Genomic DNA, 24,516 nt, shown 5'->3' on the forward strand with positions numbered 1-24,516 from the left:
CGCGCTCAAGAGGCGTGCGGTGCGCCCCCGGTGGCGCTCCAGTGGTACAGCGTCATGGCCACACTGGTCGCGAGGTTGTAGCTGGAGACCTGGGGGCGCATCGGCAGCGACACCAAGTGGTCGGCTCGCGCGCGGAGTTCCCCGGACAGTCCGCTGCGCTCCGAGCCGAAGGCGAGCACCGCGTCGTCCGGCAGCTTCAGCCCCCGGATGTCCTCGCCCTCCGGGTCGAGGGCGAACACCGGCCCGGACGGCAGCTCGTCGGCGGTCAGCCGCTCCACGGCGGTCGCGAAGTGCAGCCCCGCACCCCCGCGCACGACCGTGGGGTGCCAGGGATCGAGCGTCCCGGTCGTGACGACGCCGGTCGCTCCGAAACCCGCGGCCAGCCGGATCACGGCCCCCGCGTTGCCCAGGTTGCGCGGGTGGTCGAGGACCACCACGGGGGCGCTGCGCGGCACGTGCGCCAGCCTCGCCAGGTTCTCCGCGCGCTCGGGGCGAACGGCAAGCGCGGCCACCGCGGTGGGGTGCGGGCGCGGCACGAGAGACGTGTACGCCGTCTCCGGCACCTCGGCCAGCAGCGCGTCCAGCGCGTCGCGTACGTCCGGGGCCAGTTCGCCGGCGAGGGCGAGCGCGGCAGCACGGTCGCTGGTGACCGCCACCGGGACCTCGGCCCCGAAGCGCACCGCGTGCTTGAGGGCGTGGAAGCCGTCGAGCAGGACACAGGTGCCGGCGAGCCGGTGCCAGGTGTTCACGGGATCGGGGGCGGCGGGCTCGGTCATGCCGTGAAGCCTACGTGCGTGTCCTCGGTGTCCTTGGGGGCACGCTGCTCCGGCAGCTTCGTACGGCTTCTGCCCGCCCTCAGCCGTCCACGCGCGCGTGCCGCCCGGTCGCCCAGCCGGCGCAGGAACGCCGTCGGCAGGAAGACCGTGTCGGCCGCGATCATCGCCAGGGAGAAGAAGGGCAGCCCGAGCACCACAGCGATCACCGCGTGCTCCGTGATCATGGCCGCCAGCAGGACGTTCTTGACCCGCCGGTTGAACAGCGTGAACGGGAAGGCGACCTGCACGATGACGGTCCCGTACGTGACGAGCATCACCGTCGTGCCGCTGGACGACAGCAGGTCGGCGAGCGCCGGCCACGGGGAGAAGGAGTCGAGGTGCAGCGGATAGTAGACGGCGGTGCCGTCCTGCCAGCGCGAACCCTGGATCTTGTACCAGCCGGCCGTCGCGTAGATCAGACAGGCCTCGGCCATGATCACGAGCAGCGCGCCGTTGTGCACGATGTTGGCGATCACGTCGAGCATGATCCGGGGCTCGGCGGTCCGCGCCCGGCGCCAGACCACCCACCACACGGGCTGCGCGAGCCACACTGCCCACAGCAGCCACGGCACGAACGGGTCGCCGTCGAACAGCCGCCCCGCCGCGGTCGCCGCGGCCAGTCCGAGCCCCAGCACGCCCCACAGCACCGGGCCGACGCGGTCCCCGGCCCCTTCCCCACGCGCGCGTGCCTCCCGCGCGAGCCGTGCCCGCCGCGCGTCCAGTGACCACACCTGGCCGCAGCGCGTGAACACGAGGTAGATGCACATCAGGTGCAGGACGTTGTCGCCGCCGTCCCCCATGAAGACGCTGCGATTCTGCAGCGAGAGCACGCCGAGCATGAAGAGCACGGACATCGCGCGCGTGCGCCAGCCCAGCATCAGCAGGACGCTCGACAGGACCGCGAGCGCGTAGACGATCTCGAACCAGACCTGGCTGTCTGACCACATCAGCACCGTGAACGCGCCGTTGTCCGCGATCAGCTGCCGGGCCAGGCCCCAGCTCCAGGGACCGTCGGGGCCGTACAGCTCCTGGCGGTGTGGCAGCTCGCGCAGCAGGAACAGCAGCCAGGTCGCGCTGAAGCCGATGCGGATCACGGCCGTCTGGTACGGGCCGAGGGCGGATTCGGTGACGCGGGCGATGCCGCGCGAGACCGTCAGGGCGAAGCGGTTCACCGGACGCCTCCCTGGGCCTCGCCGGCCGGGACGGTCCACCAGGACAGCTCGCGGTATACCGCGTTGTCCGGCACCTGCTCGCGGCTCCACTTCGGCGGGCGCACGTTTGTGGTGCGGGCGCGGACCTGGACGCGCTCGACGACTCCGCGCGGCCCGGCCGCGGCCTGCCGGTCCAGGCGCAGCACCACGATGCGGCGCAGGTACGTCTCGGCCAGGGAGCCGCGCAGGCCCGTCGCACGGTTCTGGCTGTCATGGGTGGAGACGAAGAAGTCCCAGGCCCGGCGCAGCCCGTTCTGCTGGGTGTGGCTCGGCAGCAGATTGCCGTCGATGGCGCGGCCGTCCTGGGCGGACAGGTCGTACCAGCCGGTCGTCCGTATCCGGCCGTCCGCCGCGGCGACCTCGGCGCGGACCTGGACCGCGATGTTCTGCTGCAGCGGGTTCGGCGCGAAGAGCATCCAGTTCTGCTCGAACTCCGGGTTGATCCAGTCGTAGACCGCCGTGCCGTGCTGCTTCGTGACCGTGTTCGACGGGGCGACGTGGAGGAAGACCATGCCGACGTGCACGCAGACGCCGATCGCGACGACCGCGAGGGCCAGGGCGACACCGATCCGGTAGCGGACGGACAGGGCCGCCACACCGCTGCGGCCTTCGGCGGGCGCGGCCGTCGGCTCCGCGGTCTGGTACGGGGCGGGGGAGGCCGGCGGGCGCTGCGGCCCGGCAGGCGCGACCGGCCCCTCCGGCCCGGCCGCCGCGCCCGGCCCTCCCGGCCCTCCCGGTCCGTGCGGGGCGTTCGAGCCACCGTCGTACGCGTCCATTCCGCCCCGTTTCCCGATTCCGGTCCGTCTTCCGGCCGCCCGGCGCCGCAGCACCCGCACCCGTCACTCCCAGGCGCTCGCACGGGAACGGTACTCAGGCCCGCCAACCCGGCACAGCCCCTTCCGGGACCCCTTGCCGTGTTCGTCGCCACTCGGCCGGCCCCACGGGCCGCCCGCAGGTTGTCCACAGCGCTTGACACCTTACGGCGCCGTCACACCCCGCGATCGCACCAACCGAACGATCGGTCTTGAGCACACCCGGGCAGAGCTCAGGGCCCCAGCGGAGGGGCAGAGCCGGCCTTCCACCGGTGAGCGCCGGCAGCCCGTTCCCTTCTTGTAGAACCTGTTCTATCTTGACGGGTCGTCAGATCAGACCCGCCGGAAGGACAGGACCGTGGACTTCAGCTTCAGCGAGGAGCAGCAGGCGGCGGCCGAGGCGGCGCGCGGGGTGTTCGCCGGCGTCGCGCCGGACGCGGTACCCAGTCCCGCACTCACCACGGGCGCCGTCGCCGACGACTTCGACCGCGCCCTGTGGGAGAGGCTCGCCGCCGCGGATCTGCTGAGCCTGCTGCTGGAGCCGGAGTACGGCGGCGTGGGCCTGGACGCCGTCGCGCTGTGCCTGGTGCTGGGCGAGTCGGCGAAGGTGCTGGCCCGGGTGCCGCTGCTGGAGAGCTGCGCGGCCGCGGCGGCCGGCCTTCGGCAGCGAGGGGTTGAAGTCCGGCCTGCTGGCCCGGGCGGGCCGCGGGGAGGTCGTGCTGACCGTCGCCGCGAGCGGCCGCACCGGCCATGATCCGGCCGAACTCGCCGTGACCGCACGGCAGTTGGGCGACGAGAGCGAGGAGGGCGCCGGGTGGATCCTGGACGGGGTGCAGACCGCGGTGCCCTGGGCAGAGGCCGCCGACTTCGTCGTCGTACCCGCCCACACGGCTGCCGACCGGACCGTGCTCGCCCTGGTGCCGCCCGTCCACGAGGGAGTCGCGGTCGCCGAGCAGATCTCCACGACCGGTGAGCGGCTCGGCGAGGTGCGTCTGGAGTCGGCGCGGATCGCGGCGCGTGCCGTCATCGACGCCGAGGGCGCCTGGGAGTGGCTGCGCGACCTGCTGGCCACCGGGACGTGCGCGCTGGCGCTCGGCCTGGGCCGGCAGGTGCTGCGCATGACCGGCGACTACACGGGCAAGCGGGAACAGTTCGGCTTCCCGGTCGCCACGTTCCAGGCCGTCGCCATGCAGGCCGCCGACCGCTACATCGACGTGCGCGCGATGGAGGTCACGCTGTGGCAGGCCGCCTGGCGGATCGGTTCGGGGGCGCCGGGCGCCCTGCCCGCGTCCGGAGACGTCGCCGTCGCCAAGATCTGGGCCTCGGAGGGCGTACGCCGGATCGTGCAGACGGCACAGCATCTGCACGGGGGTTTCGGCGCCGACGTCGAGTGCCCACTGCGCCGGTACCACGCCTGGGCCAAGCACCTGGAGCTGTCGCTCGGCCCGGCGGCGGCGCACGAGGAGGCACTGGGGGACCTGCTGGCGGCCCACCCGCTCGGCTGACCGCCGGAGAACGGCGCCGCCTACAGGACGAACCCGGACTGTCCCTCGTCGGTCACGACGGGACGGCCCGCAGCGGCCCACACCTGCATGCCGCCGTCGACGTTCACGGCGTCGATGCCCTGCTGGACGAGGTACATCGCGACCTGGGCCGAGCGGGCGCCGGAACGGCAGATCACATGGACCCGCCCGTCCTGCGGCGCGGCCTCGGTCAGCTCGCCGTACCTGGCCACGAACTCACTGATGGGGATGTGCAGCGCCCCGTCGGCGTGACCCGCCTGCCACTCGTCGTCCTCGCGGACGTCCAGCAGGAAGTCGCCGTCCTTGAGGTCCGTGACCCCGACCGTGGGCACACCAGCTCCGAAATGCATGGCCATGACGCTACCCGAGCATCGTCGCGAGTTCCGCCTCGCGTTCGGCGACCTGGGCCAGGAGCTGTTCGGCGATCTCGTCCAGGAGGCGGTCCGGGTCGTCCGGGGCCATCCGGAGCATCGCGCCGATCGCGCTCTCCTCCAGTTCCCGGGCGACCCGGGCAAGCAGCTCCTTGCGCCGGGCGAGCCATTCGAGGCGGGCGTAGAGCTCGTCGGCGGGGGTCGGACGCGGCTCCTCGGGCGCCGGGCCGGCCGCCCACTCCTCGGAGAGCTCCTTCAGCAGTGTCTCGTCACCCCGCGCGTAGGCGGCGTTTACCCGGGTGATGAACTCCTCGCGCCGCACCCGCTCGGTGTCGTCCTGCGCCAGATCGGGATGGGCCTTGCGGGCCAGCTCGCGGTAGAGCTTGCGGGCCTCGTCGCTGGGGCGCACCCGCTGCGGGGGCCGTACCGGCTGGTCCGTGAGCATCGCGGCCGCCTCCGGGAACAGCCCGTCCCCGTCCATCCAGCCGTGGAACAGCTCCTCGACGCCGGGCATCGGCATGACCCTGGCCCGCGCCTCGTCCGCCTTGCGCACGTCCTCCGGGTCACCCGTACGGGCGGCCCGGGCCTCGGCGATCTGCGCGTCCAGCTCATCGAGCCGGGTGTACATCGGGCCGAGTTTCTGGTGGTGCAGGCGCGAGAAGTTCTCGACCTCGATACGGAAGGTCTCCACCGCGATCTCGTACTCGATCAGCGCCTGCTCGGCGGCCCGCACGGCCCGCTCCAGCCGCTCCTCGGGCCGGGGCGCACCGTCCTGGGGCGTCACCGGCGTCTCACCGGCGCCGCCACCGTCCTGCTCAGCTTCCGCGCTCGTCACCCGACCAGCGTAGGCCACGTCTCGCACACCCCCGCCCGCGTCACCGGGCCCGTCCGGATTCGGGCCAGGGGCCGGGCGACGACCGGGGTGCCCGGGCGGCAGGCGATCTCGTGGGTGCGGCCGCCGGCGGGCGACAGCAGCCCCTTGCCCGGGAGGGGATGCCTCGCCCGCTCGGGCAGCCGCGCGAGGCACGGCCTCGGATCGAGAATCCCGTCCCCGTCACCGTCCCCGTCACCGTCATCGTCGCCGTACTTCACGGTGGGACCAGGCCCGTCACACCCCCGTCTCCGCCGCGATCCGCCCCGACCGCACGGCCGACACCAGCTGTGCGTGGTCCGCCTCCGTGCGGTCGGCGTAGGCGACGGCGAACGCGGCGATCGCCTCGTCCAGTTCCTCGTTCTTGCCGCAGTAGCCCGCGATCCGGCGCGGGTCGGCGCTGTGGGAGTGGGCGCGGGCCAGGAGCGCGCCGGTCATGCGGCCGTAGTCGTCCAGCTGGTCGGCGGCCAGGGCCGCGGGGTCCACGCTCCCCTTGCGGTTGCGGAACTGCCTTACCTGGAAGGGGCGTTCGCCGACCGAGGTCCAGCCCAGCAGGATGTCGCTGACGACCTGCATGCGCTTCTGCCCGATCACGACACGGCTGCCCTCGTGCGCGACCTCCGGAGCCTCGAACCCGGCGCTGACCAGATGCGGCACCAGGGCCGACGGGCGGGCCTCCTTCACCTGCAGGACGAGCGGTTCGCCGCGGTGGTCCAGGAGCAGCACGACGTACGAGCGGGTGCCGACGCTGCCCGTGCCGACGACGCGGAACGCGACGTCGTGCACCGCGTGGCGGGCCAGCAGCGGGAGGCGGTCCTCGGAGAGCGTGGTCACGTACTGGTCCAGGGACGAGGCGACGGCCGCGGCCTCCGCGTCCGGAACGCGGCGCAGAACCGGCGGGGCGTCGACGAAGCGGCGCCCGCCGTCCCCGGTCGGCTCCGTGGACTTCGCCGCGAAGCGCCCGCTGGTGTTGGCCCGCGCCTTCTCCGACACCCGCTCCAGGGTGCCGAGCAGGTCGTGGGCGTCCGTGTGGGAGACGAGCTCCTCGTCCGCGATGGCGTTCCACGCGTCGAGGACCGGGAGCTTGGCGAGCAGCCGCATGGTGCGGCGGTAGGCGCCCACAGCGTCGTGCGCCGCCTTGCGGCAGGTGTCCTCGTCCGCGCCCGCCTCGCGCCCGGCGAGCACGAGCGAGGCGGCCAGCCGCTTGAGGTCCCACTCCCAGGGGCCGTGGACCGTCTCGTCGAAGTCGTTCAGGTCGATGACCAGGCCGCCGCGCGCGTCGCCGTACAGGCCGAAGTTCGCGGCGTGGGCGTCGCCGCAGATCTGGGCGCGGATCCGGGTCAGGGGGGTGCGCGCCAGGTCGTACGCCATCAGGCCCGCCGAACCGCGCATGAAGGCGAAGGGCGTGGCCGCCATCCGGCCGACCCGTATCGGCGTGAGTTCGGGCAGCCGCCCACGGTTGGACTCCTCGACCGCGCTCACCGCGTCCGGCCGGGAGGCGTCCAGGTCGAGCGCGGTGTGCGTGCTGCGCGGGACGCGCTCCCGCAGTGCCTTGCCCTCCTCCTTCGGCGAGCCCTCGGGGGGCCACTCGGCGAAGCCCCGCACCCGGGGAAGCCGACGCGCCACCGCATCGGCCTCCTGCGAAGCCCGCTGTGAAGCCATCTCTGCACCGATCTCGCTCACGCCGACCGCCTCCCCCACACGCACACGAACATCAACTTGTGCCGACCGTACAGCCGGTGGCCGAAACACGTCAGAGCCTGTGGACAACTCCAGGCCTGTGGACAACCCCCGCGCCACCGGATCGGCCCCGGCCCTGCCGTCACCAAGCCGTCAGCCCACCGCCACCGCCACGCCACCGCCCCGTCACCGTGACCGAGAACCGACTCTCCGTCGCTCCGCGCCCCCGCGCCCGCCCACGCAGACTTCGACGGCAGCCTGGACCGGATCGAGCACGATTCCGTCGCCCGCCGAGGCGGCGGGGATGCGGTGTGCGTCGAGGGGCCGTGAGGCAGCCGACGGCGCCGCCAGTGCGTCATATGCTCACCTGCCCGCTGTCCGCTGTCCGCTGTCCGCTGTCCGCTGTCCGGCTGGCTCGGCGCGACCGCGGGCCTCCAGTCCGCTTCGTCGCCCTGGCCGCCGGACTGCCGGCGGTGCGGCTGTGGCCGTCGAAGGAGTCGGCGACCTGTCGAGCACGAGCACACCGGCCTCCATGACGGCCGCCCCCACCCTGCGGACGCCACACCTGTACAAGGCGGCTGGCGATACAGCCACGAGAGCATTGCCGAGGAGCTTCACGCCGGTCGCTGAACGTCGGCTCGGCGGCGTCAGCGGTTGGCGTCCGGGGCCTATGTCGACTCGGCGAGGCCGCTGCGGTGGGCGAAGACGACGAGTTGGGCCCGGTCGCGGGCGCCGACCTTGACCATGGCTCGGTTCACGTGCGTCTTGATGGTGGCGGGGCTGAGCACGAGCTGCGCGGCGATCTCGTCGTTGGACAGGCCGGTTGCCACGAGCGTGGTGACCTGCCGTTCCCGGCCGGTGAGCGCCTCCAGGCCCCGGCGGGCCGGCTCGTCCATGGGCTGTGGCGCTGCGGGTGCGGAGAGGAACCGACCGATGAGCGTTCTGGTCGCCGCGGGAGACAGCAGCGCGTCGCCCCGGCTGACCGTGCGGACCGCATGCAGCAGCTCCTCGGCGTCGGCGCTCTTGCCGAGGAAGCCGCTGGCCCCGGCGCGCAGCGCCTCGAAGACGTACTGATCGATCTCGAAGGTGGTGAGGATCAGCACCTTCACCCCAGCGAGGTCCTCGTCCTCGGTGATCAGACGGGTCGCCGCGAGGCCGTCGAGGACCGGCATACGGATGTCCATCAGGACCAGATCCGCCCGGGCGGCCTTGGCCAGCCGCACCGCCTCGCGCCCGTCGCCCGCCTCTCCGACCACCTCCAGGTCCGGTGCCGGTTCGAGAAGGGCCTTGAATCCGGTGCGCACCAGGGGCTGGTCGTCGGCGATGACTACGCGGATGGTCACGGGCGGTTCTCCGGGACGAGGTCGAGAGGCTGGTAGGGCAGGGCCGCGATCACCTGGAACGCCCCGTTCGAGCGCGGGCCGGCAGTGAAGCGCCCGCCGAGGGCCTGGACGCGTTCGCGCATGCCGACAATGCCGTGCCGGCCGGCGGGGGCAGCGTCCGCAGCAGGGTCACGCTTCTCGGCTCTGTCTCCGCCTCCCAGGTCGTCGACGGTGATGCGCAGTTCGTCGCGGTCGTAGCTGAAGGTCAGGCGTGCCTGCCGCCCGCCGGAATGCTTGACGACGTTCGTCAGCGCTTCCTGGACGACCCGGTACGCGGTGAGATCGGCCGCGGGGGCGAGAGGGAGTGCCGCGCCTTCGACGCGGAGCTCGATCTCCAGGCCCGAGTCACCCAACGAGACGACCAGTTCCTCGAGCCCGTCCAGCCCGGGCGCTGGGCTCGCGGTGGGAGCGACGGTCTCTCCCGGCTGCCGTAGCAGGGTGACGGTGTCGCGCAGTTCCCCCAGGGCCCTGCGGCTGGCGGACTTCACGTGGGCGAGTGCCTCGCGTGCCGTCGCGGCGTCGCTGTCGAGTGCCTGCCCGGCGACGTTGGACTGCACGCTGATGAGCGCAAGTTGGTGTCCCACGGCGTCATGCAGATCGCGTGCGATGCGCAGCCGTTCCTCGGCGATCCGGCGTCGCGCGTCCTTCTCACGCTCACATTCGGCGCGTTCGGCGCGCCGCTCGACCTCGGCGAGGTAGGCGCGGCGATTGCGGGAGGAGTCGCCGGCCGCGATGGCCAGGCCGCCGAGCGCGATGAACGCCAGGTTCTGCGGGCCGAGCAGCGTCGGCTCGTGCACGGCGTGGACGACGGCGAGCGCGGCCACCGCGCCGCAGCCGAGAAACAGGGCGGGCCGGCGTTCGACCAGGTCGGCGACGGTGTAAAGGGCGATCAAAGGGGCGAGCAGGATCAGCTCTCCGCTGGTGCTGCCGCTCATCGCGAGGAAGACCTCGGCGGCCGACGCGCTCACGCCGAGGGCCGCCAGCGGGTGACGGCGCCGCCCGACCAGCGCACCGCAACCGAGCACGGCGGCGACGACAGCGGCAGTCTGATGGCCCCCGGTGGCGGGACGGCCTCCGTACGCGGTCAGCAGGGTGGCGGCGCAGACGGCCAGGGCGATCGTCGCGTCCGCCAGGTGCGCATGTCGGCGGACCTCGCGACGCAGGCGGGCGATGGCGTCCATGTCCTCACGATAGGCGGGCTCGCGCGGACTGCCGTCGGCCGTGCGCGGCAGGCGGGGCTACCGCGGACGCGGTAGACGGCCGGGTCGACACCGTGATGGCGGTAGCCGTCCTTACCGTGTCCGGCCGACGACACGCGGCGGCGGGAACGGGAGCGTGATGTGAGGGCGAAATACGCCGCCCAGTGCCGGACGTCCCGGTCAAGTCACGCAACACCTTGGAAGGGGAGCCCCCCAATGCACCCGACGTTTCCGCCACCTCGGCATATGAGGTCGGCGCCGCACCGGAGGACCCGATGAGCAGCCGTATCACGGTGGACGGCCTGACCCAGCGCTACGGCGCGATGACCGCGGTCGACCAACTGACCTTCGAGGTCGAACCCGGCGTGGTGACCGGGTTCCTCGGCCCCAACGGCGCCGGCAAGACCACCACGCTGCGCATGCTGCTGGGCCTGGTGACGCCCACCGCGGGCCGCGCCCTGATCGACGGCCGCCGCTACACCGAGCTGAGCGAGCCGAGGCGGACCGTCGGGGCGGTGCTGGAGGCGACCGGGTTCCATCCCGGCCGACGCGGGCGCGACCATCTGCGGATCCTCGCCCGGGCCGCGCACATCCCGCAGGCGCGTGTCGAGGAGGTGCTGGAGCGGGTCGGTCTGTCCGACGCCGCGGACCGGCGGGTGGGCGGCTACTCGCTCGGCATGCGCCAGCGCCTCGGCCTGGCCTCCGCCCTGCTCGGCGACCCGCGCGTGCTCGTCCTCGACGAACCCGCCAACGGCCTGGACCCGGCCGGTGTGGCGGAGCTGCGTGACCTGCTGCGCGGCCTGGCAGCCGAGAACCGCACGGTTCTGATGTCCAGCCATGTGCTCAGCGAGGTCGCGCAGACCGTGGACCGTGTGGTCATCGTCGCCCGCGGCACCCTGCGCTACGCCGGGACACTCACCGAGCTCACCAGCGCGAAGACGGAGACGCTCGAAGCCGCTTTCCTCAGGCTCACCTCGAACCCGGACACCAACCCCGCAGACGGCGCCCGGGCGGCGTCGGCCTGTGGCTGAGCACGCGAGGAGCAAACGAACATGCACACCCTGATCCGCACCGAGTTGCTGAAACTGCGCACCATCCGCAGTCCGTGGCTGCTGCTGGCCGCACCCCCTCTGCTGGTTGTAGCGGGCACCAGTGGTCTGGTGATCTCCGGCGACAGGGCACTCGACCCCGCCGCGCAGAGCCAGGCACTCGCGCACGTGGGCCTGGCCTCGCTGTTCACCCTCGTGTTCGGGATCCTCGCGGTCGCCGGGGAGTACCGGCACCAGACGATCACGGACACCTATCTGAGCACTCCCGCGCGTGGGCCGGTCATCGGCGCGAAGCTCCTGCTCTACACGGTCTTCGGCGCGCTGGCCGGGGTGGTCAGCGGTCTCGTGGGGCTCGGCGCGGCGGCCGCCTGGTGGTCGGCCAAGGGCGCGTCCTTCGCCTGGACGGACTCGGCGATGTGGACCACGATCGGCGGCGGCGTCGCCTGGAACGCGGCGTTCGCCGCCATCGGCGTGGGAGTCGGCGCTGTCATCCGCAGCCTCGTCGGCGCGATCGCCGTCGCGCTGGCGTGGGTCGCCCTGGTCGAAGGCATCGTCGGCCAGCTGATCGGCAATCTTGCCCGCTGGCTGCCCTTCAACGCCGGCCAGGCCCTCGGCGCCGCCGCCGAGCCCATGATGACGCGTGACCTGCTGCCACGCTGGGGCGGCGGAACCGTCCTGGTGGTCTACACACTCGTCTTCGCGATCCTGGCGGTCGGCACCAGCATGCGGCGTGACGTGTCCTGAGCACGCGGAGCGAGCGCTGCCCACCGGGGTTGTGCCGTTCGCGGCGGCGACCCGACAACAGGCCCACCGCACCCGCCGACCCAGCCACACGGCGTGACAGCACCGCGCTCACCTCGACAGACACCGTCCGTGTCATGGGAAAGGGTGTCGGGCTCAGACCGCCGCCAGCACGGCGGGCTCCTCGGCCCATCCAGGAGATCCATCAAGGTCGCCCGGGCCTGCCCCACGCGGGAGGGGACCGTGTCGACCGGGCACACGGCACATCCCCGCTCAGGTCCGGCGGGCGGTTCAGCCCCCGACCGGAGTCATCCACCCAAGTGAGCCGTGTTGGCGAGCAGCAGCGCAGGACCCGGCGCCGGGGCCGACGGCAGCGCATAGATCAATCCGAGCCCGGCACAGCAGCACAACGAAGACAGGCCTCACTCGTGAGATAGCTCACGCGTCGGGGCCTGTTGTGTGGCCTGACCAGGCTGTGTGATGTCTCACAACGATCATGAAACGGAGAAACGGGCCCCTGCCGTGACTTCCGTCATCTGCAGAGACCCGTTTGTCGGTTCTTCGCTGTGCGCGAGGGGGGAGTTGAACCCCCACGCCCTTGCGGGCACTGGAACCTGAATCCAGCGCGTCTGCCTATTCCGCCACCCGCGCATTGGGTGTGTCTTCCGGCTCCGACCCCCTTGGGGCTGGCGCCTTCCGACATCCAGAACATTAGCACGCGGGCTGGGGTGGGTTCACATCACTTGTCCGCGGGCAGCCGCCCACCAGCGGCTTCGGTTCCGCCCGCCCCAGACCGGCCGGCCCGCCCGGCCGAGCCGACCCTCCGGCCACGTATCAACGTGTGCCTGTTCACGTATCAACCTCGTACCGGTCCCGCCCGTCTCCCCAAGAGCCGGGCAGGGTCCACAGTCAGGTGCGGGACACTGGTATCCGGCCGCCTCTACGATCCTTGGCAGGACTTCAGTCCCCATCCTTGGCAGGACTGAGTTCCGCAGGAGTTCGAAGAGGAGCTCCGGAGGGAACTTCGTCAGGCGTCGACACCCGTCGACGGGGCCGGCAGGGGGAACCAGCCGATTTACCGGCGCGTGGATACGATCAGTAAGCAGTACGACCAGCACGAGCAGCACGACGGGTACGAGCAGTACCAGACAGGGCAGTACCCGCTCAGCACAATGAGCGGGATGCAGGACGGCAGCGGCTACGGAGGAGGTGCCCCATGGGAGTCCTGAAGAAGTTCGAGCAGCGTCTCGAAGGTCTGGTCAACGGCACCTTCGCCAAGGTGTTCAAGTCCGAGGTCCAGCCCGTCGAGATCGCTGGAGCGCTCCAGCGGGAGTGCGACAACAACGCGACCATCTGGAACCGCGACCGCACCGTCGTACCCAACGACTTCATCGTGGAGCTGAGCACGCCGGACTTCGAGCGCCTGAGCCCCTACTCCGGCCAGCTCGGCGACGAACTCGCCGGCATGGTGCGCGACTACGCCAAGCAGCAGCGCTACACCTTCATGGGCCCCATCAAGGTCAACCTGGAGAAGGCGGACGACCTCGACACCGGCCTGTACCGGGTGCGCAGCCGCACGCTCGCCTCCTCCAGCAGCCAGCAGGCCCCCGGCCCGGCCCCGGCGAGCCCGGCCGCAGGCCGCCCCGGCGGCTACGGCTACCCGCCGGCCGCCGCGGGCGCCCCGCCCATGCCGGCCGCGCCGCCGCCCGTCGGACGCCCCGGCGCCGCCCCCTACGGCCAGCGGCCCGTGGCGGCCCCCCAGGCGGGCGGACGCACCCGCCACTGGATCGAGATCAACGGCACCCGCCATCAGATCTCCCGCCCGACGCTCGTGCTGGGCCGCAGCACCGAAGCCGACGTGCGGATCGACGACCCGGGCGTCTCACGCCGGCACTGTGAGATCCGGACCGGAACGCCCTCGACGATCCAGGATCTCGGGTCCACCAACGGCATCGTGGTGGACGGGCAGCACACCACCCGCGCTACGCTCCGCGACGGCTCGCGGATCGTCGTGGGCAGCACCACCATCATTTACCGGCAAGCCGAAGGGTGAAGCGGGGGCAATGTCAGAGCTGACCCTCACGGTCATGCGGCTGGGTTTCCTGGCCGTTCTGTGGCTGTTCGTGATCGTGGCCGTGCAGGTCATCCGCAGCGACCTGTTCGGTACGCGCGTCACCCAGCGCGGGTCCAGGCGCGAAGCCGGCCGGCCGCAGCAGGCCGCCCGGCAACAGGCCGCGCCCCCGCCGCAGCGCCAGCAGGCCGGCGGCGGCCGCCAGCGCCGCAACGCCCCCACCAAGCTGGTCGTGACCGAGGGCACCCTCACCGGCACCACCGTCGCCCTCCAGGGGCAGACCATCACCCTGGGCCGGGCACACGACAGCACCATCGTGCTGGACGACGACTACGCCTCCAGCCGCCATGCCAGGATCTACCCGGACCGCGACGGCCAGTGGATCGTCGAGGACCTGGGCTCCACCAACGGCACGTACCTCGACCGAACGCGGCTGACGACCCCCACGCCGATCGCGCTGGGTGCGCCGATCCGCATCGGCAAGACCGTCATCGAGCTGCGGAAGTAGTACGACAATGAGCGAGCGGAGCGAGCACGCAACGGTGGCCGGCACCCCGGGCTCCGGCGCGCTCCCGACCGGAGGGTGGGCACCGTGCGGATGTACCCGGAGCCGACGGGCGAGGTGCGCATGAGTCTGTCACTGCGCTTCGCCGCCGGATCGCACAAAGGCATGATCCGGGAAGGCAACGAGGACTCCGGATACGCCGGTCCCCGCCTGCTCGCGATCGCCGACGGCATGGGCGGCGCCGCGGCCGGCGAGGTCGCCTCCTCCGAGGCCATCTCCACCATCGTCGCCCTCGACGACGACGTCCCCGGCTCCGACGTCCTCACCTCCCTCGGCACCGCCGTCCAGCGCGCCAACGACCAGCTGCGCTCCATGGTCGAGGAGGACCCGCAGCTGGAGGGCATGGGCACCACGCTCACCGCCCTGCTGTGGACCGGCCAGCGGCTCGGCCTCGTCCACGTCGGCGACTCCCGCGCCTACCTGCTGCGCGACGGCGTCCTCACGCAGATCACACAGGACCACACCTGGGTGCAGCGCCTCGTCGACGAGGGCCGCATCACCGAAGAGGAAGCCACCACCCACCCGCAGCGCTCCCTGCTGATGCGCGCGCTGGGCAGCGGCGAGCACGTGGAACCGGACCTGTCCATCCGCGAGGTCCGCGCCGGCGACCGCTACCTGATCTGCTCCGACGGACTGTCCGGGGTCGTCTCCCACCAGACGCTCGAGGACACTCTCGCCAGCTACCAGGGCCCCCAGGAGACCGTGCAGGAGCTCATCCAGCTCGCGCTGCGCGGCGGCGGCCCCGACAACATCACGGTCATCGTCGCCGACGTCCTCGACCTCGACACCGGAGACACCCTCGCGGGGCAGCTCTCCGACACCCCGGTCGTGGTGGGCGCGGTCGCCGAGAACCAGCACCAGCTGCACGACAACGGCATCATGCAGACGCCCGCCGGCCGCGCCTCCGGCCTCGGCCGCCGCCGACTGCCCGGGCAGGGCGGCGGAGGCGGCGAGTTCGGCCCGCCCGGCTCCGGCGACACCACCGGCTTCGTCCCGGCGGGCAGCTTCGGCGACTACACCGACGACGACTTCGCCAAACCCCGCAAAAGCCTCAAATGGCTGAAGAGGTCCTGCTACACCGTGCTCGCACTCGCCGTCCTCGGCGGCGGCCTGTACGGCGGCTACCGCTGGACGCAGACGCAGTACTACGTCGGCGCCAACGGCGAGCACGTCGCCCTGTACCGGGGCATCAGCCAGGACCTCGCCTGGGTGTCGCTGTCGAAGGTGGAGAAGGACCACCCCGAGATCGAACTCAAGTACCTGCCGCCCTACCAGCAGAGGCAGGTCAAGGCGACCATCGCCGAGGGCGGACTGTCCGACGCCCGGTCGACGATCTCCAGACTCGCCGTGCAGGCCTCCGCATGCCAGAAGCAGGCCGACCGCAGCACCGCCGGCAGCAAGGACAAGTCCACGACCGACAAGGGCGAGGCCGGAGGCACCACGGGAACCACCAGCACCTCCCTCACGTCCAAGGCGTCGCCGACCCCGAAGCCCTCGGGATCGAAGTCCCCGTCCCCATCAGCGACCGCGACCAGCCCCAGCCCCGGCCCCAGCCTCTCCGACCAGGAGCAGAAGGTCGTCTCGCTGTGCGACAAGCAGTAGCCGAGCCGTGAGAGGCCCTGTCACACGATGAGCAGTACTACCAACACACCGACGCACCACACGTCCACCATCGGCGCCATCGGCGCACCGAGCCGACGCAACACCGAGCTCGCGCTCCTGGTGTTCGCCGTGGTCATCCCGGTTTTCGCGTACGTCAACGTCGGCCTGGCCATCGATGACAAGGTCCCCGCCGGCCTGCTGAGCTACGGCCTGGGCCTCGGCCTCCTGGCCGGCATCGGCCATCTCGTCGTCCGCAAGTTCGCACCGTACGCCGACCCTCTGCTGCTGCCCCTGGCCACCCTCCTGAACGGCCTCGGACTCGTCGCCATCTGGCGGCTCGACCAGTCCAAGCTGCTCCAGTCGATCAACGTGGCCGGCGGCAAGGCGACCAACCAGCTGATCTACACGGCCATGGGCATCGCGCTCTTCGTCGTCGTGCTCGTCTTCCTCAAGGACCACAGGGTCCTGCAGCGCTACACCTACATCTCCATGGTCGGCGCACTGATCCTGCTGCTCCTGCCCCTGGTCCCGGGCCTCGGCCTGAACGTCTTCGGCGCCAAGATCTGGATCCAGGTCGGCAGCTTCACCATCCAGCCGGGCGAGTTCGCGAAGATCGTCCTCGCGGTCTTCTTCGCCGGCTACCTCATGGTCAAGCGCGACGCGCTCGCTCTCGCCAGCCGCCGCTTCATGGGCCTGTACCTGCCGCGCGGCCGCGACCTCGGCCCGATCCTGGTCGTCTGGGCGATCTCGATCCTCATCCTGGTCTTCGAGACCGACCTCGGTACGTCGCTGCTGTTCTTCGGAATGTTCGTCATCATGCTGTACGTCGCCACCGAGCGGACCAGCTGGATCGTCTTCGGTCTGCTGATGTCCGCGGCCGGCGCCGTCGGTGTGGCCAGCTTCGAATCGCACATCCAGACGCGTGTGCAGGCCTGGCTCGACCCGATGCGCGAGTACCAGCTCAGCCGCGCCGGAACCCAGGACGGCATCATCCACTCCGAGCAGGCCATGCAGGCCCTGTGGGCGTTCGGCTCCGGCGGCACCCTCGGCACCGGCTGGGGCCAGGGCCACTCCGAGCTGATCCGGTTCGCCGCCAACTCCGACTTCATCCTCGCCACCTTCGGCGAGGAGCTGGGCCTGGCCGGCCTCATGGCGATCCTGCTGATCTACGGCCTGATCGTGGAGCGCGGCATCCGCACCGCACTCGCCGCCCGCGACCCGTTCGGCAAGCTCCTCGCCGTCGGCCTGTCGGGCGCCTTCGCCCTCCAGGTCTTCGTGGTCGCAGGCGGCGTCATGGGCCTGATCCCGCTGACCGGTATGACCATGCCCTTCCTGGCCTACGGAGGCTCCTCCGTCATCGCCAACTGGGCACTCATCGGCATCCTGCTGAGAATCAGCGACACCGCGCGCCGTCCGGCCCCCGCCCCCGCCCCCAACCCCGACGCCGAAATGACCCAGGTGGTCCGCCCGTCATGAACAAGCCCCTGCGCCGGATCGCGATCTTCTGCGGCCTTCTCGTCCTCACCCTGCTCATCCGCGACAACTGGCTCCAGTACGTCAAGGCCGACGAACTGCGCACCGACACGAACAACCGCCGCGTCGCCATCGAGCAGTACGCCACCCCGCGGGGCAACATCATCGTCGACGGCAAGGAAATCACCGGCTCCAAGAAGGCCACCAGCGGCGACTTCGAGTACAAACGCACCTACAAGGACGGCGCCATGTGGGCGCCCGTCACCGGGTACGCCTCGCAGGCCTACGGCACCAACCAGCTCGAGAACCTCGAGGACGGCATCCTCACCGGCACCGACGACCGGCTCTTCTTCCGCAACACCCTCGACATGCTCACGGGCAAGGAGCGGGAGGGCGGCAACGTCGTCACCACCCTCAACACCGCCGCCCAGAAGGCCGCCTACGAGGGCCTGAAGGACCGCGGCAAGGGCGCCGTCGCCGCCATCGACCCGTCCACCGGCGCGATCCTGGCCCTGGCCTCCTACCCGTCGTACGACCCCTCCAGCATCGCCGGCTCCAACGACGGGGACGCCTGGAACAAGCTCCAGAAGAAGAACAACCCCGACGACCCGATGCTCAACCGGGCGCTGCGCGAGACCTACCCGCCCGGCTCCACCTTCAAGGTCGTCACCGCGGCCGCCGCCCTGGAGAACAAGCTCTACACGTCCGCCGACGAGAAGACGGACTCGCCGCTGCCCTGGATCATGCCGGGCACCAGGACCGAGCTGAAGAACGAGGGCAGCATCCCCTGCAAGAACGCCTCGCTGCGGATCGCCCTGCGCTACTCCTGCAACACCGTCTTCGGCAAGGTCGGCTCCGACCTCGGCAACGACAAGATGCTGGAAGAGGCCAAGAAGTTCGGCTTCACCTCCGAGCAGTTCACGCCGGTCCGCTCCAACGCCTCGGTCTTCTCCGGCGACATGAACAAGTCGCAGACCGCCCTGTCCTCGATCGGCCAGTACAACACCGCCGCGACCCCGCTGCAGATGGCCATGGTCGCGTCGGCCGTCGCCAACGACGGCAAGCTGATGAAGCCGTACATGATCGACAAGCTCCAGGCCCCCAGCCTCGACACCCTCGAGCAGACCGACCCGGAGGAGCTCAGCCGGCCGCTGTCCGAGGAGAACGCGCAGATCCTCCAGTCGATGATGGAGACGGTCGTCAAGGAGGGCACCGGCACCCAGGCGCAGATCGACGGCGTCACCGTGGGCGGCAAGACCGGTACCGCCCAGCACGGCGTCGACAACAGCGAGAAGCCGTACGCCTGGTTCATCTCCTACGCCAAGCTCAGCGACGGCAGCTCGCCGGTCGCCGTGGCCGTGGTCGTCGAGGACGACAAGGCCGTCCGCGACGACATCTCCGGCGGTGGCCTCGCGGCCCCCATCGCGAAGAGCGTGATGGAGGCGGTCATCAACAGCAAGAAGTGACCCCGCTCACGTCCCCTTCACATCGGTGCACGTTGCGATACCGGTCCTGTATCGGGTGACGGGCTTGGCCAGGTCACACACGACGAGCCGGGTACGGTATGCCCGGACGGCAGCCTCCGGCCGCGCACACACGCGCCGGCCGGGACCGACGGAGAGGGCTGGTAGGTAGCTATGGAAGAGCCGCGTCGCCTCGGCGGCCGGTACGAACTGGGCCATGTGCTCGGCCGTGGTGGCATGGCGGAGGTCTACCTCGCGCATGACACCCGCCTCGGCCGCACCGTGGCGGTGAAGACGCTGCGCGCGGACCTCGCGCGCGACCCGTCCTTCCAGGCCCGGTTCCGCCGGGAGGCCCAGTCGGCCGCCTCGCTCAACCATCCCGCGATCGTCGCGGTCTACGACACGGGCGAGGACTACATCGACGGGGTCTCGATCCCGTACATCGTCATGGAGTACGTCGACGGCTCCACGCTCCGTGAGCTCCTGCACAGCGGCCGCAAGCTGCTGCCGGAGCGCGCCATGGAGATGACCATCGGCATCCTCCAGGGCCTCGAGTACGCCCACCGCAGCGGCATCGTGCACCGCGACATCAAGCCCGCCAACGTCATGCTGACGCGCAACGGCCAGGTCAAGGTGATGGACTTCGGCATCGCCCGCGCCATGGGCGACGCCGGCATGACGATGACGCAGACCGCCGCGGTCATCGGCACCGCCCAGTACCTCTCGCCGGAACAGGCGAAGGGCGAGCAGGTCGATGCCCGCTCCGACCTGTACTCGACCGGCTGCCTGCTCTACGAGCTCCTGACGGTCCGCCCGCCGTTCGTCGGCGACTCCCCCGTCGCGGTCGCGTACCAGCACGTGCGCGAGGAGCCACAGCCGCCGAGCGTCTTCGATGCCGAGATCACGCCCGAGATGGACGCGATCGTCCTGAAGGCCCTCACCAAGGACCCGAACTACCGCTACCAGTCCGCCGACGAGATGCGCGCCGACATCGAGGCCTGCCTCGACGGCCAGCCGGTCGCGGCGACGGCGGCGATGGGCTCGGTCGGCTACGGCGGCTACCCGGACGACCAGCCGACCACGGCCCTGCGCGCCACGGACGCCGGCGCCACGTCGATGCTGCCCCCCATGAACCCGGACGACGGCGGCTACGGCTACGACGACCGCCCCGACCGGCGCCGCCAGAAGAAGTCGAACACCTCGACGATCCTGCTGGTCGTGGCGGGCGTCCTAGTGCTCGTGGGCGCGATCCTCATCGGCAAGTGGATCTTCGGCGGGGGCGGGGCGGCCAACGACATGACCCCCGTACCGGACTTCCAGGGCCAGACCAGGATCGAGGCCAAACGGCTGGCCACCAACGCGGAACTGGAGCTGCAGTTCACGCCGAAGCCCTGCGAGGACCAGAGCAAGGGCAAGATCTGCGACCAGGACCCGAAACCCAATACCAAGGTCAAGAAGAACTCGATCGTCAACCTGACGATCTCGACCGGGGCGCCGAAGGTGACCGTGCCGAGCGTGATCGGCCTGTCCCTCGACGAGGCCACCTCGAAGCTCGAGGGCGACGACTACCAGTTCAACATCAAGACGGAGACGCGGGAATCCTCCTCGGACGACCCGAACACCGTTCTGGACCAGGACCCGATCAAGGGCGAGGAGGTGGAGAAGGGATCGACGATCACCCTCACCATCGCCAAGGCCGAGGAGAAGGCCACCGTCCCGGACGTCCTCGGCAAGACCTGTGACGAGGCCAAGGCACAGATGACGGCCAACGAGCTGGTCGGCAACTGCACCGAGGTGGAGACCGACGACCAGAACCAGGTCGGCAAGGTCATCCAGACCACGCCGCCGGCCGGTACCCAGGCCGACAAGAACTCCTCGGTCAACATCCAGATCGGCAAGGCCAAGAGCCAGGTGGCGGTCCCGAACCTCCAGGGCCAGACACTCAAGGACGCCAGGAAACTCCTCCAGCAGGCGGGCCTCCAGCTCGGCAACGTCACCGGCTCCCAGGACGACAACTCCATCGTCTTCAACTCCAACCCGGGCCAAGGCACCCAGGTCGACCAGGGCACCACCGTCGACGTGGTCACCGTGGCCCAGGGAGGCAACGGCAACAACGGCGGCAACGACGGCGGCACCATCTTCGGCGGTGTCACCGGAACGGCAGCCCGCACGGAGAACTGACCCCTCCGACGGCATCACGGCAGAGCCCCGGCTCCCTGGTCACAGGGGGTCGGGGCTCTGCCGTACGGGATGCGGGTGACCACGGCGAGGGCGGTGGCGTACACGGCCCGCACACAGCCTGTGGAAAATCCCGCCCGCCCCGGCCTGCGGGAACAGCAGGACCCAGTCAGCTCAGCGCAGCTCCCGCGGCACGGTCCGCGCGCTGTCGACGTCGTCCACCCGCACCAGCTCCCCCCACACCACATACCGGTACTCCGACGTGAACACCGGCGTGCACGTCGTCAGCGTGATGTAGTGGCCGGCCTTCTTCTTCCCCGACTCCTCCGGGACCGCCGACAGCACGTTGACGTTGTACTTCGACGTCTCGGACAGGACGCCGTAGACCTTGTAGACGTACCACTTGTCCTTCGTCTCGAAGACGATCGGGTCGCCCACCCGCAGCCGGTCGATGTTGTGGAACTTCGCACCGTGACCGTCCCGGTGCGCGGCGAGCGTGAAGTTGCCCTTCTTGCCGGCGGTCGGCAGCGTGGCCTTGACGGGGTCCGTGTAGTAGCCGGCGACGCCGTCGTTGAGGATCTCCGCCGACGTACCCTTCTCGACCAGCACCTCGCCGTTACTCATCGCGGGCACGTGCAGAAAGCCGATGCCGTTCCCCGTGTCCAGCGCACCCGGTCCCGTGTCCTGGGCCCAGTTGTCGCGGACCTTGTCGCCCTCCCGGTCCGCCTTGCGGTCGGCGAGGACGTTCGTCCACCACAGCGAGTAGACGACGAACAGACCCAGGACCAGGCCCGCGGTGATGAGGAGCTCACCGAAGACGCTCACCGCGAACGCGATCCGGCCCATACCGCGGCGCCGCGACGCGGGCGGCGGGGACTCGGGATCGTCGATGTGCTCTTCGTGCTCAGTGTCGTCGGTGGTCGCTGCCACGTTCATCTGCCCTTACTCGACGAGCGCATCCGGCTTTCCCTTGCTGCGCGGCCGTTCCTCGACCATCTTGCCCCAGACGATCAACCGGTACTTACTGGTGAACTCCGGTGTACACGTCGTAAGGGTGATGTAGCGGCCAGGCGCGGTGAAACCGGACCCCTTCGGGACGGGGTCGATGACGCTCGTGTTGCTCGGGGCCGTCACCGGCAGCATCGACGCCATCTTGTAGACGTAGTACTCGTCCTGCGTCTCCACGACGATCGCGTCACCCTGCTGAAGCTTGTTGATGTACCGGAACGGCTCACCGTGCGTGTTGCGATGACCCGCGAGCGCGAAGTTCCCCGTCTTCGCATCGGGCATCGCCGTCTTCAGCTCACCCTCGCCGTAATGGCCCACCATGCCGCGGTCCAGCACCTTCTTGTTGCTGACGCCCTCGGCGATCGGCACCACCACGTCCAGCTTCGGTATGTGCAGTATGGCGAAGCCCTGCCCCGGCTCGAACTCACCCGGGGCACCCTTGCCGCTCGCCCAGTCGTCCTGGAGGCTGCTCGTCTCCTTGTCCGCCTGCGCATGCGCCCGCACGTTCGTCCACCACAACTGGTAGGTCACGAACAGCAGCATCAGCACACCGGTGGTGATGAACACCTCACCGATCGCCCGGCTCGCGACCACCGCCGCACCCGGCTTGCGCGCCCGCGCCTGCCGCCGTGCCTCCACACGCGACAACGGCGCGCCGGACCGGCCCTCCTCCCGCGAGGCCGCACGCGACGCCTCAGGCGCACCGCCATGACGCCCGTGGCGGCGCTTGGCGGCCTTTCTGCGGGCCGCACGACCACCCGGGGCAACTCCCGTGGCAGATGAGACTGATGAGGCGCCAGAGGCCGATCTGGAGCCGCCGGCCGTCCGCGTGGGCGGCTCGGGAATCCGCAGCGCCACCGTCTCGTCGTCGACCGGCGGTTCGTACGGCACCGAGCCGTAGGACTCATACGACGCGCCGCCGTACGACTCCTCGCGCTCGGGGCGCAGCGCGGTCACGCCCTGGCCCTGCCCACCACCGGGGCAAGCCCCGCCGACCTCGCCACCGCACCCTGGTCACCGCACTCCACCAGCCAGTTGGCCAGCATCCGGTGCCCGTGCTCGGTCAGCACCGACTCAGGATGGAACTGCACACCCTCGACCCGCAGTTCACGGTGGCGCAGCCCCATGATGATCCCGTCGTGCGTACGCGCCGTGACCTCCAGCTCGCCCGGCACCGTGGCCGGCTCCGCCGCGAGCGAGTGATAGCGCGTCGCCGTGAACGGCGACGGCAGACCCGCGAAAACACCCCTGCCCTCGTGCTCGACCAGGGACGTCTTGCCGTGCAGCAGCTCCGGTGCCCGGTCCACCACACCCCCGTACGCCACCTGCATCGACTGCATCCCCAGACACACGCCGAACACCGGCACCCCGGTCGCCGCACAGTGCCGCACCATCTCGATGCAGACACCCGCCTCCTCCGGCGTACCCGGCCCCGGCGACAGCAGCACACCGTCGAAACCGTCCTGCGCATGCGCCGTCGACACCTCGTCGTTGCGCAGCACCTCGCACTCGGCACCCAGCTGATACAGGTACTGGACCAGGTTGAAAACGAAGCTGTCGTAGTTGTCGACGACGAGAATCCGCGCACTCACTGGTTGTCCACCGTCACATCGTTGAAGGGAAGCAGCGGTTCGGCCCACGGAAACACGTACTGGAACAGGCCGTAGACCACGGCCACGATCAACACGAGCGAGATGAACGCCTTCACCAACGCGTTCCCCGGCAGATGCCGCCAGATCCAGCCGTACATGCCGTCCCTTTCCATCGCACCACGGCACCAGACGCACGCCGTACCGCACCAGACTAACGGCGCAGAGCCCCAGGTTCCCCGGCCTCCACAGGCTGTGTCGAGTCCAGATGCGCCCAGACGATCAACCGGTGACTGTGCCCCCACTCCGGATCGCACGTCGTCAGCGTCAGATACCGCCCCGCACGCGTATACCCCGACTTACGTGGCACAGGGTCGATCACCTCGACATCCGACGGCACTGTTCTGTAAGGCCCTTTGTCGATCCGATACGTGAACCAGGTCAACCCGTCCGTCAGGACCACCGCATCCCCTTGACGCAGCTTCGGAAAATCCTTGAACGGATCACCATATGTACGGCGGTGACCGGCAACCGCGAAGTTGCCCTCCTGCCCCAGCTGCGCGCTGCGCACGTAATGCCCCAGCCCGTTCTTCAGGACCCCCGTGCCCGCGCCTTCGAGTACCGGCTTGTTCCACGTGAAACCAAGCCGCGGAATGTACATGATCGCGAAAGGCCTGCCGTACTTGTAGGGTGCCGGCTCCTCGGGACCGGCAGCAGCACTCCCCGCGGACGTCGACGGCCGCACGCTGCTCCTCGCCCACTGGTCCTGCAGCAGGTCGATCTGGTGCTGCATGGCCCCATCGGCCCGTACACCCGTCCAGAACAGCACGTACACCACGAACAACACGATCAGGGTGCCGACGGTGATGCACAGTTCGCTGACGGTCCTGACCACCACGCGCACCGGCAACTC

Annotated in this window: 22 protein-coding genes, 1 tRNA gene and 2 pseudogenes; 10 read left to right on the forward strand and 15 right to left on the reverse strand. The window is 70.5% G+C overall.

From position 1 onward, the window contains the following. Positions 1-5: 5 nt before the first annotated feature. Genes ACZ562_RS05910 through ACZ562_RS05920 form a run of 3 tightly spaced genes read right to left on the reverse strand, consistent with a single transcriptional unit; the run spans position 6 to position 2,802 of the window. Positions 6-776 (reverse strand): TrmH family RNA methyltransferase, encoded by a 771-nt coding sequence (locus ACZ562_RS05910; RefSeq protein ID WP_471174404.1) that lies wholly within the window; start codon positions 774-776, stop codon positions 6-8. Next, entirely contained in the window at positions 773-1,987 is a 1,215-nt protein-coding gene (locus ACZ562_RS05915) for an HTTM domain-containing protein (RefSeq protein WP_471174405.1), read from the reverse strand. The genes ACZ562_RS05910 and ACZ562_RS05915 overlap by 4 nt, the downstream gene beginning before the upstream one ends. After that, on the reverse strand, positions 1,984-2,802 hold the full coding sequence (locus tag ACZ562_RS05920; protein WP_471174406.1) for a DUF5819 family protein: 819 nt from the start codon (positions 2,800-2,802) through the stop codon (positions 1,984-1,986). The genes ACZ562_RS05915 and ACZ562_RS05920 overlap by 4 nt, the downstream gene beginning before the upstream one ends. Positions 2,803-3,196: 394 nt before the next feature. On the opposite strand from ACZ562_RS05920, the pseudogene ACZ562_RS05925 reads away from it, so the two are divergent. After that, positions 3,197-4,343 (forward strand): annotated as a pseudogene (locus tag ACZ562_RS05925) (acyl-CoA dehydrogenase family protein). A 20-nt stretch (positions 4,344-4,363) separates the two neighbouring features. Here ACZ562_RS05925 and ACZ562_RS05930 read toward each other — a convergent pair. From ACZ562_RS05930 to ACZ562_RS05955, 6 genes are all read right to left on the reverse strand, one after another. Further along, complete coding sequence (locus ACZ562_RS05930) at positions 4,364-4,693, reverse strand: rhodanese-like domain-containing protein (protein WP_471174792.1); 330 nt, start codon at positions 4,691-4,693, stop codon at positions 4,364-4,366. A 28-nt stretch (positions 4,694-4,721) separates the two neighbouring features. After that, positions 4,722-5,567 (reverse strand): J domain-containing protein, encoded by an 846-nt coding sequence (locus ACZ562_RS05935; protein WP_471174407.1) that lies wholly within the window; start codon positions 5,565-5,567, stop codon positions 4,722-4,724. Then, positions 5,564-5,824, reverse strand: a complete 261-nt coding sequence (locus ACZ562_RS05940; RefSeq protein WP_471174408.1) for a hypothetical protein — start codon at positions 5,822-5,824, stop codon at positions 5,564-5,566. Before ACZ562_RS05940 ends, ACZ562_RS05935 begins: the two co-directional genes overlap by 4 nt. Before the next feature lie 16 nt (positions 5,825-5,840). Next, positions 5,841-7,265 (reverse strand): DUF2252 domain-containing protein, encoded by a 1,425-nt coding sequence (locus ACZ562_RS05945; protein WP_471174794.1) that lies wholly within the window; start codon positions 7,263-7,265, stop codon positions 5,841-5,843. 686 nt (positions 7,266-7,951) lie between these two features. After that, positions 7,952-8,626 (reverse strand): response regulator transcription factor, encoded by a 675-nt coding sequence (locus tag ACZ562_RS05950; RefSeq protein ID WP_471174409.1) that lies wholly within the window; start codon positions 8,624-8,626, stop codon positions 7,952-7,954. Next, positions 8,623-9,846, reverse strand: coding sequence for a sensor histidine kinase (locus ACZ562_RS05955; RefSeq protein WP_471174410.1), 1,224 nt, complete (start codon positions 9,844-9,846; stop codon positions 8,623-8,625). Before ACZ562_RS05955 ends, ACZ562_RS05950 begins: the two co-directional genes overlap by 4 nt. A gap of 293 nt (positions 9,847-10,139) precedes the next feature. On the opposite strand from ACZ562_RS05955, the gene ACZ562_RS05960 reads away from it, so the two are divergent. Beyond that, positions 10,140-10,895 (forward strand): ABC transporter ATP-binding protein, encoded by a 756-nt coding sequence (locus ACZ562_RS05960; RefSeq protein ID WP_471174411.1) that lies wholly within the window; start codon positions 10,140-10,142, stop codon positions 10,893-10,895. A 21-nt stretch (positions 10,896-10,916) separates the two neighbouring features. Further along, complete coding sequence (locus ACZ562_RS05965) at positions 10,917-11,657, forward strand: ABC-2 transporter permease (RefSeq protein WP_471174412.1); 741 nt, start codon at positions 10,917-10,919, stop codon at positions 11,655-11,657. A 564-nt stretch (positions 11,658-12,221) separates the two neighbouring features. Here the strand turns inward: ACZ562_RS05965 and ACZ562_RS05970 are convergent. Then, positions 12,222-12,305 (reverse strand) — tRNA-Leu (locus ACZ562_RS05970). A gap of 434 nt (positions 12,306-12,739) precedes the next feature. On the opposite strand from ACZ562_RS05970, the gene ACZ562_RS05975 reads away from it, so the two are divergent. From ACZ562_RS05975 to pknB, 7 genes are all read left to right on the forward strand, one after another. Then, entirely contained in the window at positions 12,740-12,883 is a 144-nt protein-coding gene (locus tag ACZ562_RS05975) for a hypothetical protein (protein WP_471174413.1), read from the forward strand. Further along, on the forward strand, positions 12,871-13,707 hold the full coding sequence (locus ACZ562_RS05980) for an FhaA domain-containing protein (RefSeq protein ID WP_471174414.1): 837 nt from the start codon (positions 12,871-12,873) through the stop codon (positions 13,705-13,707). Before ACZ562_RS05975 ends, ACZ562_RS05980 begins: the two co-directional genes overlap by 13 nt. A gap of 10 nt (positions 13,708-13,717) precedes the next feature. Then, a complete protein-coding gene (locus ACZ562_RS05985; RefSeq protein WP_471174415.1) occupies positions 13,718-14,233 on the forward strand; it encodes an FHA domain-containing protein FhaB/FipA in 516 nt (171 codons plus the stop codon). Between the two features lie 90 nt (positions 14,234-14,323). Further along, a complete protein-coding gene (locus tag ACZ562_RS05990; RefSeq protein WP_471174796.1) occupies positions 14,324-15,892 on the forward strand; it encodes a Stp1/IreP family PP2C-type Ser/Thr phosphatase in 1,569 nt (522 codons plus the stop codon). Positions 15,893-15,919: 27 nt separating this feature from the next. After that, the gene (locus ACZ562_RS05995; protein WP_471174416.1) at positions 15,920-17,368 is read left to right on the forward strand and encodes an FtsW/RodA/SpoVE family cell cycle protein; all 1,449 of its coding nucleotides are present in this window, start codon (positions 15,920-15,922) and stop codon (positions 17,366-17,368) included. Further along, complete coding sequence (locus ACZ562_RS06000; RefSeq protein ID WP_471174417.1) at positions 17,365-18,831, forward strand: peptidoglycan D,D-transpeptidase FtsI family protein; 1,467 nt, start codon at positions 17,365-17,367, stop codon at positions 18,829-18,831. The genes ACZ562_RS05995 and ACZ562_RS06000 overlap by 4 nt, the downstream gene beginning before the upstream one ends. A 171-nt stretch (positions 18,832-19,002) precedes the next feature. Continuing rightward, positions 19,003-21,009: a Stk1 family PASTA domain-containing Ser/Thr kinase gene (pknB, locus tag ACZ562_RS06005; protein ID WP_471174418.1), complete on the forward strand. Its 2,007-nt coding sequence runs from the start codon at positions 19,003-19,005 to the stop codon at positions 21,007-21,009. Positions 21,010-21,180: 171 nt separating this feature from the next. Here the strand turns inward: pknB and ACZ562_RS06010 are convergent, their stop codons facing one another. The 5 genes and pseudogenes from ACZ562_RS06010 to ACZ562_RS06030 all read right to left on the reverse strand — a co-directional run bounded on the left by ACZ562_RS06010 (position 21,181) and on the right by ACZ562_RS06030 (position 24,507). Next, positions 21,181-21,936 (reverse strand): class E sortase, encoded by a 756-nt coding sequence (locus ACZ562_RS06010; RefSeq protein ID WP_471174419.1) that lies wholly within the window; start codon positions 21,934-21,936, stop codon positions 21,181-21,183. A 12-nt stretch (positions 21,937-21,948) separates the two neighbouring features. Next, positions 21,949-22,971 carry a class E sortase gene (locus ACZ562_RS06015; protein WP_471174420.1) on the reverse strand — a complete coding sequence of 341 codons (1,023 nt, stop codon included), beginning with the start codon at positions 22,969-22,971 and terminating at the stop codon, positions 21,949-21,951. Beyond that, a complete protein-coding gene (locus ACZ562_RS06020) occupies positions 22,968-23,606 on the reverse strand; it encodes an aminodeoxychorismate/anthranilate synthase component II (protein ID WP_471174421.1) in 639 nt (212 codons plus the stop codon). Before ACZ562_RS06020 ends, ACZ562_RS06015 begins: the two co-directional genes overlap by 4 nt. Continuing rightward, positions 23,603-23,813, reverse strand: a pseudogene (locus ACZ562_RS06025) (hypothetical protein). Before ACZ562_RS06025 ends, ACZ562_RS06020 begins: the two are co-directional and overlap by 4 nt. Positions 23,814-23,817: 4 nt before the next feature. Further along, positions 23,818-24,507, reverse strand: coding sequence for a class E sortase (locus ACZ562_RS06030; protein ID WP_471174422.1), 690 nt, complete (start codon positions 24,505-24,507; stop codon positions 23,818-23,820). Positions 24,508-24,516 lie beyond the last annotated feature (9 nt).

It is taken from the genome of Streptomyces sp. NPDC040410, from assembly GCF_055595715.1.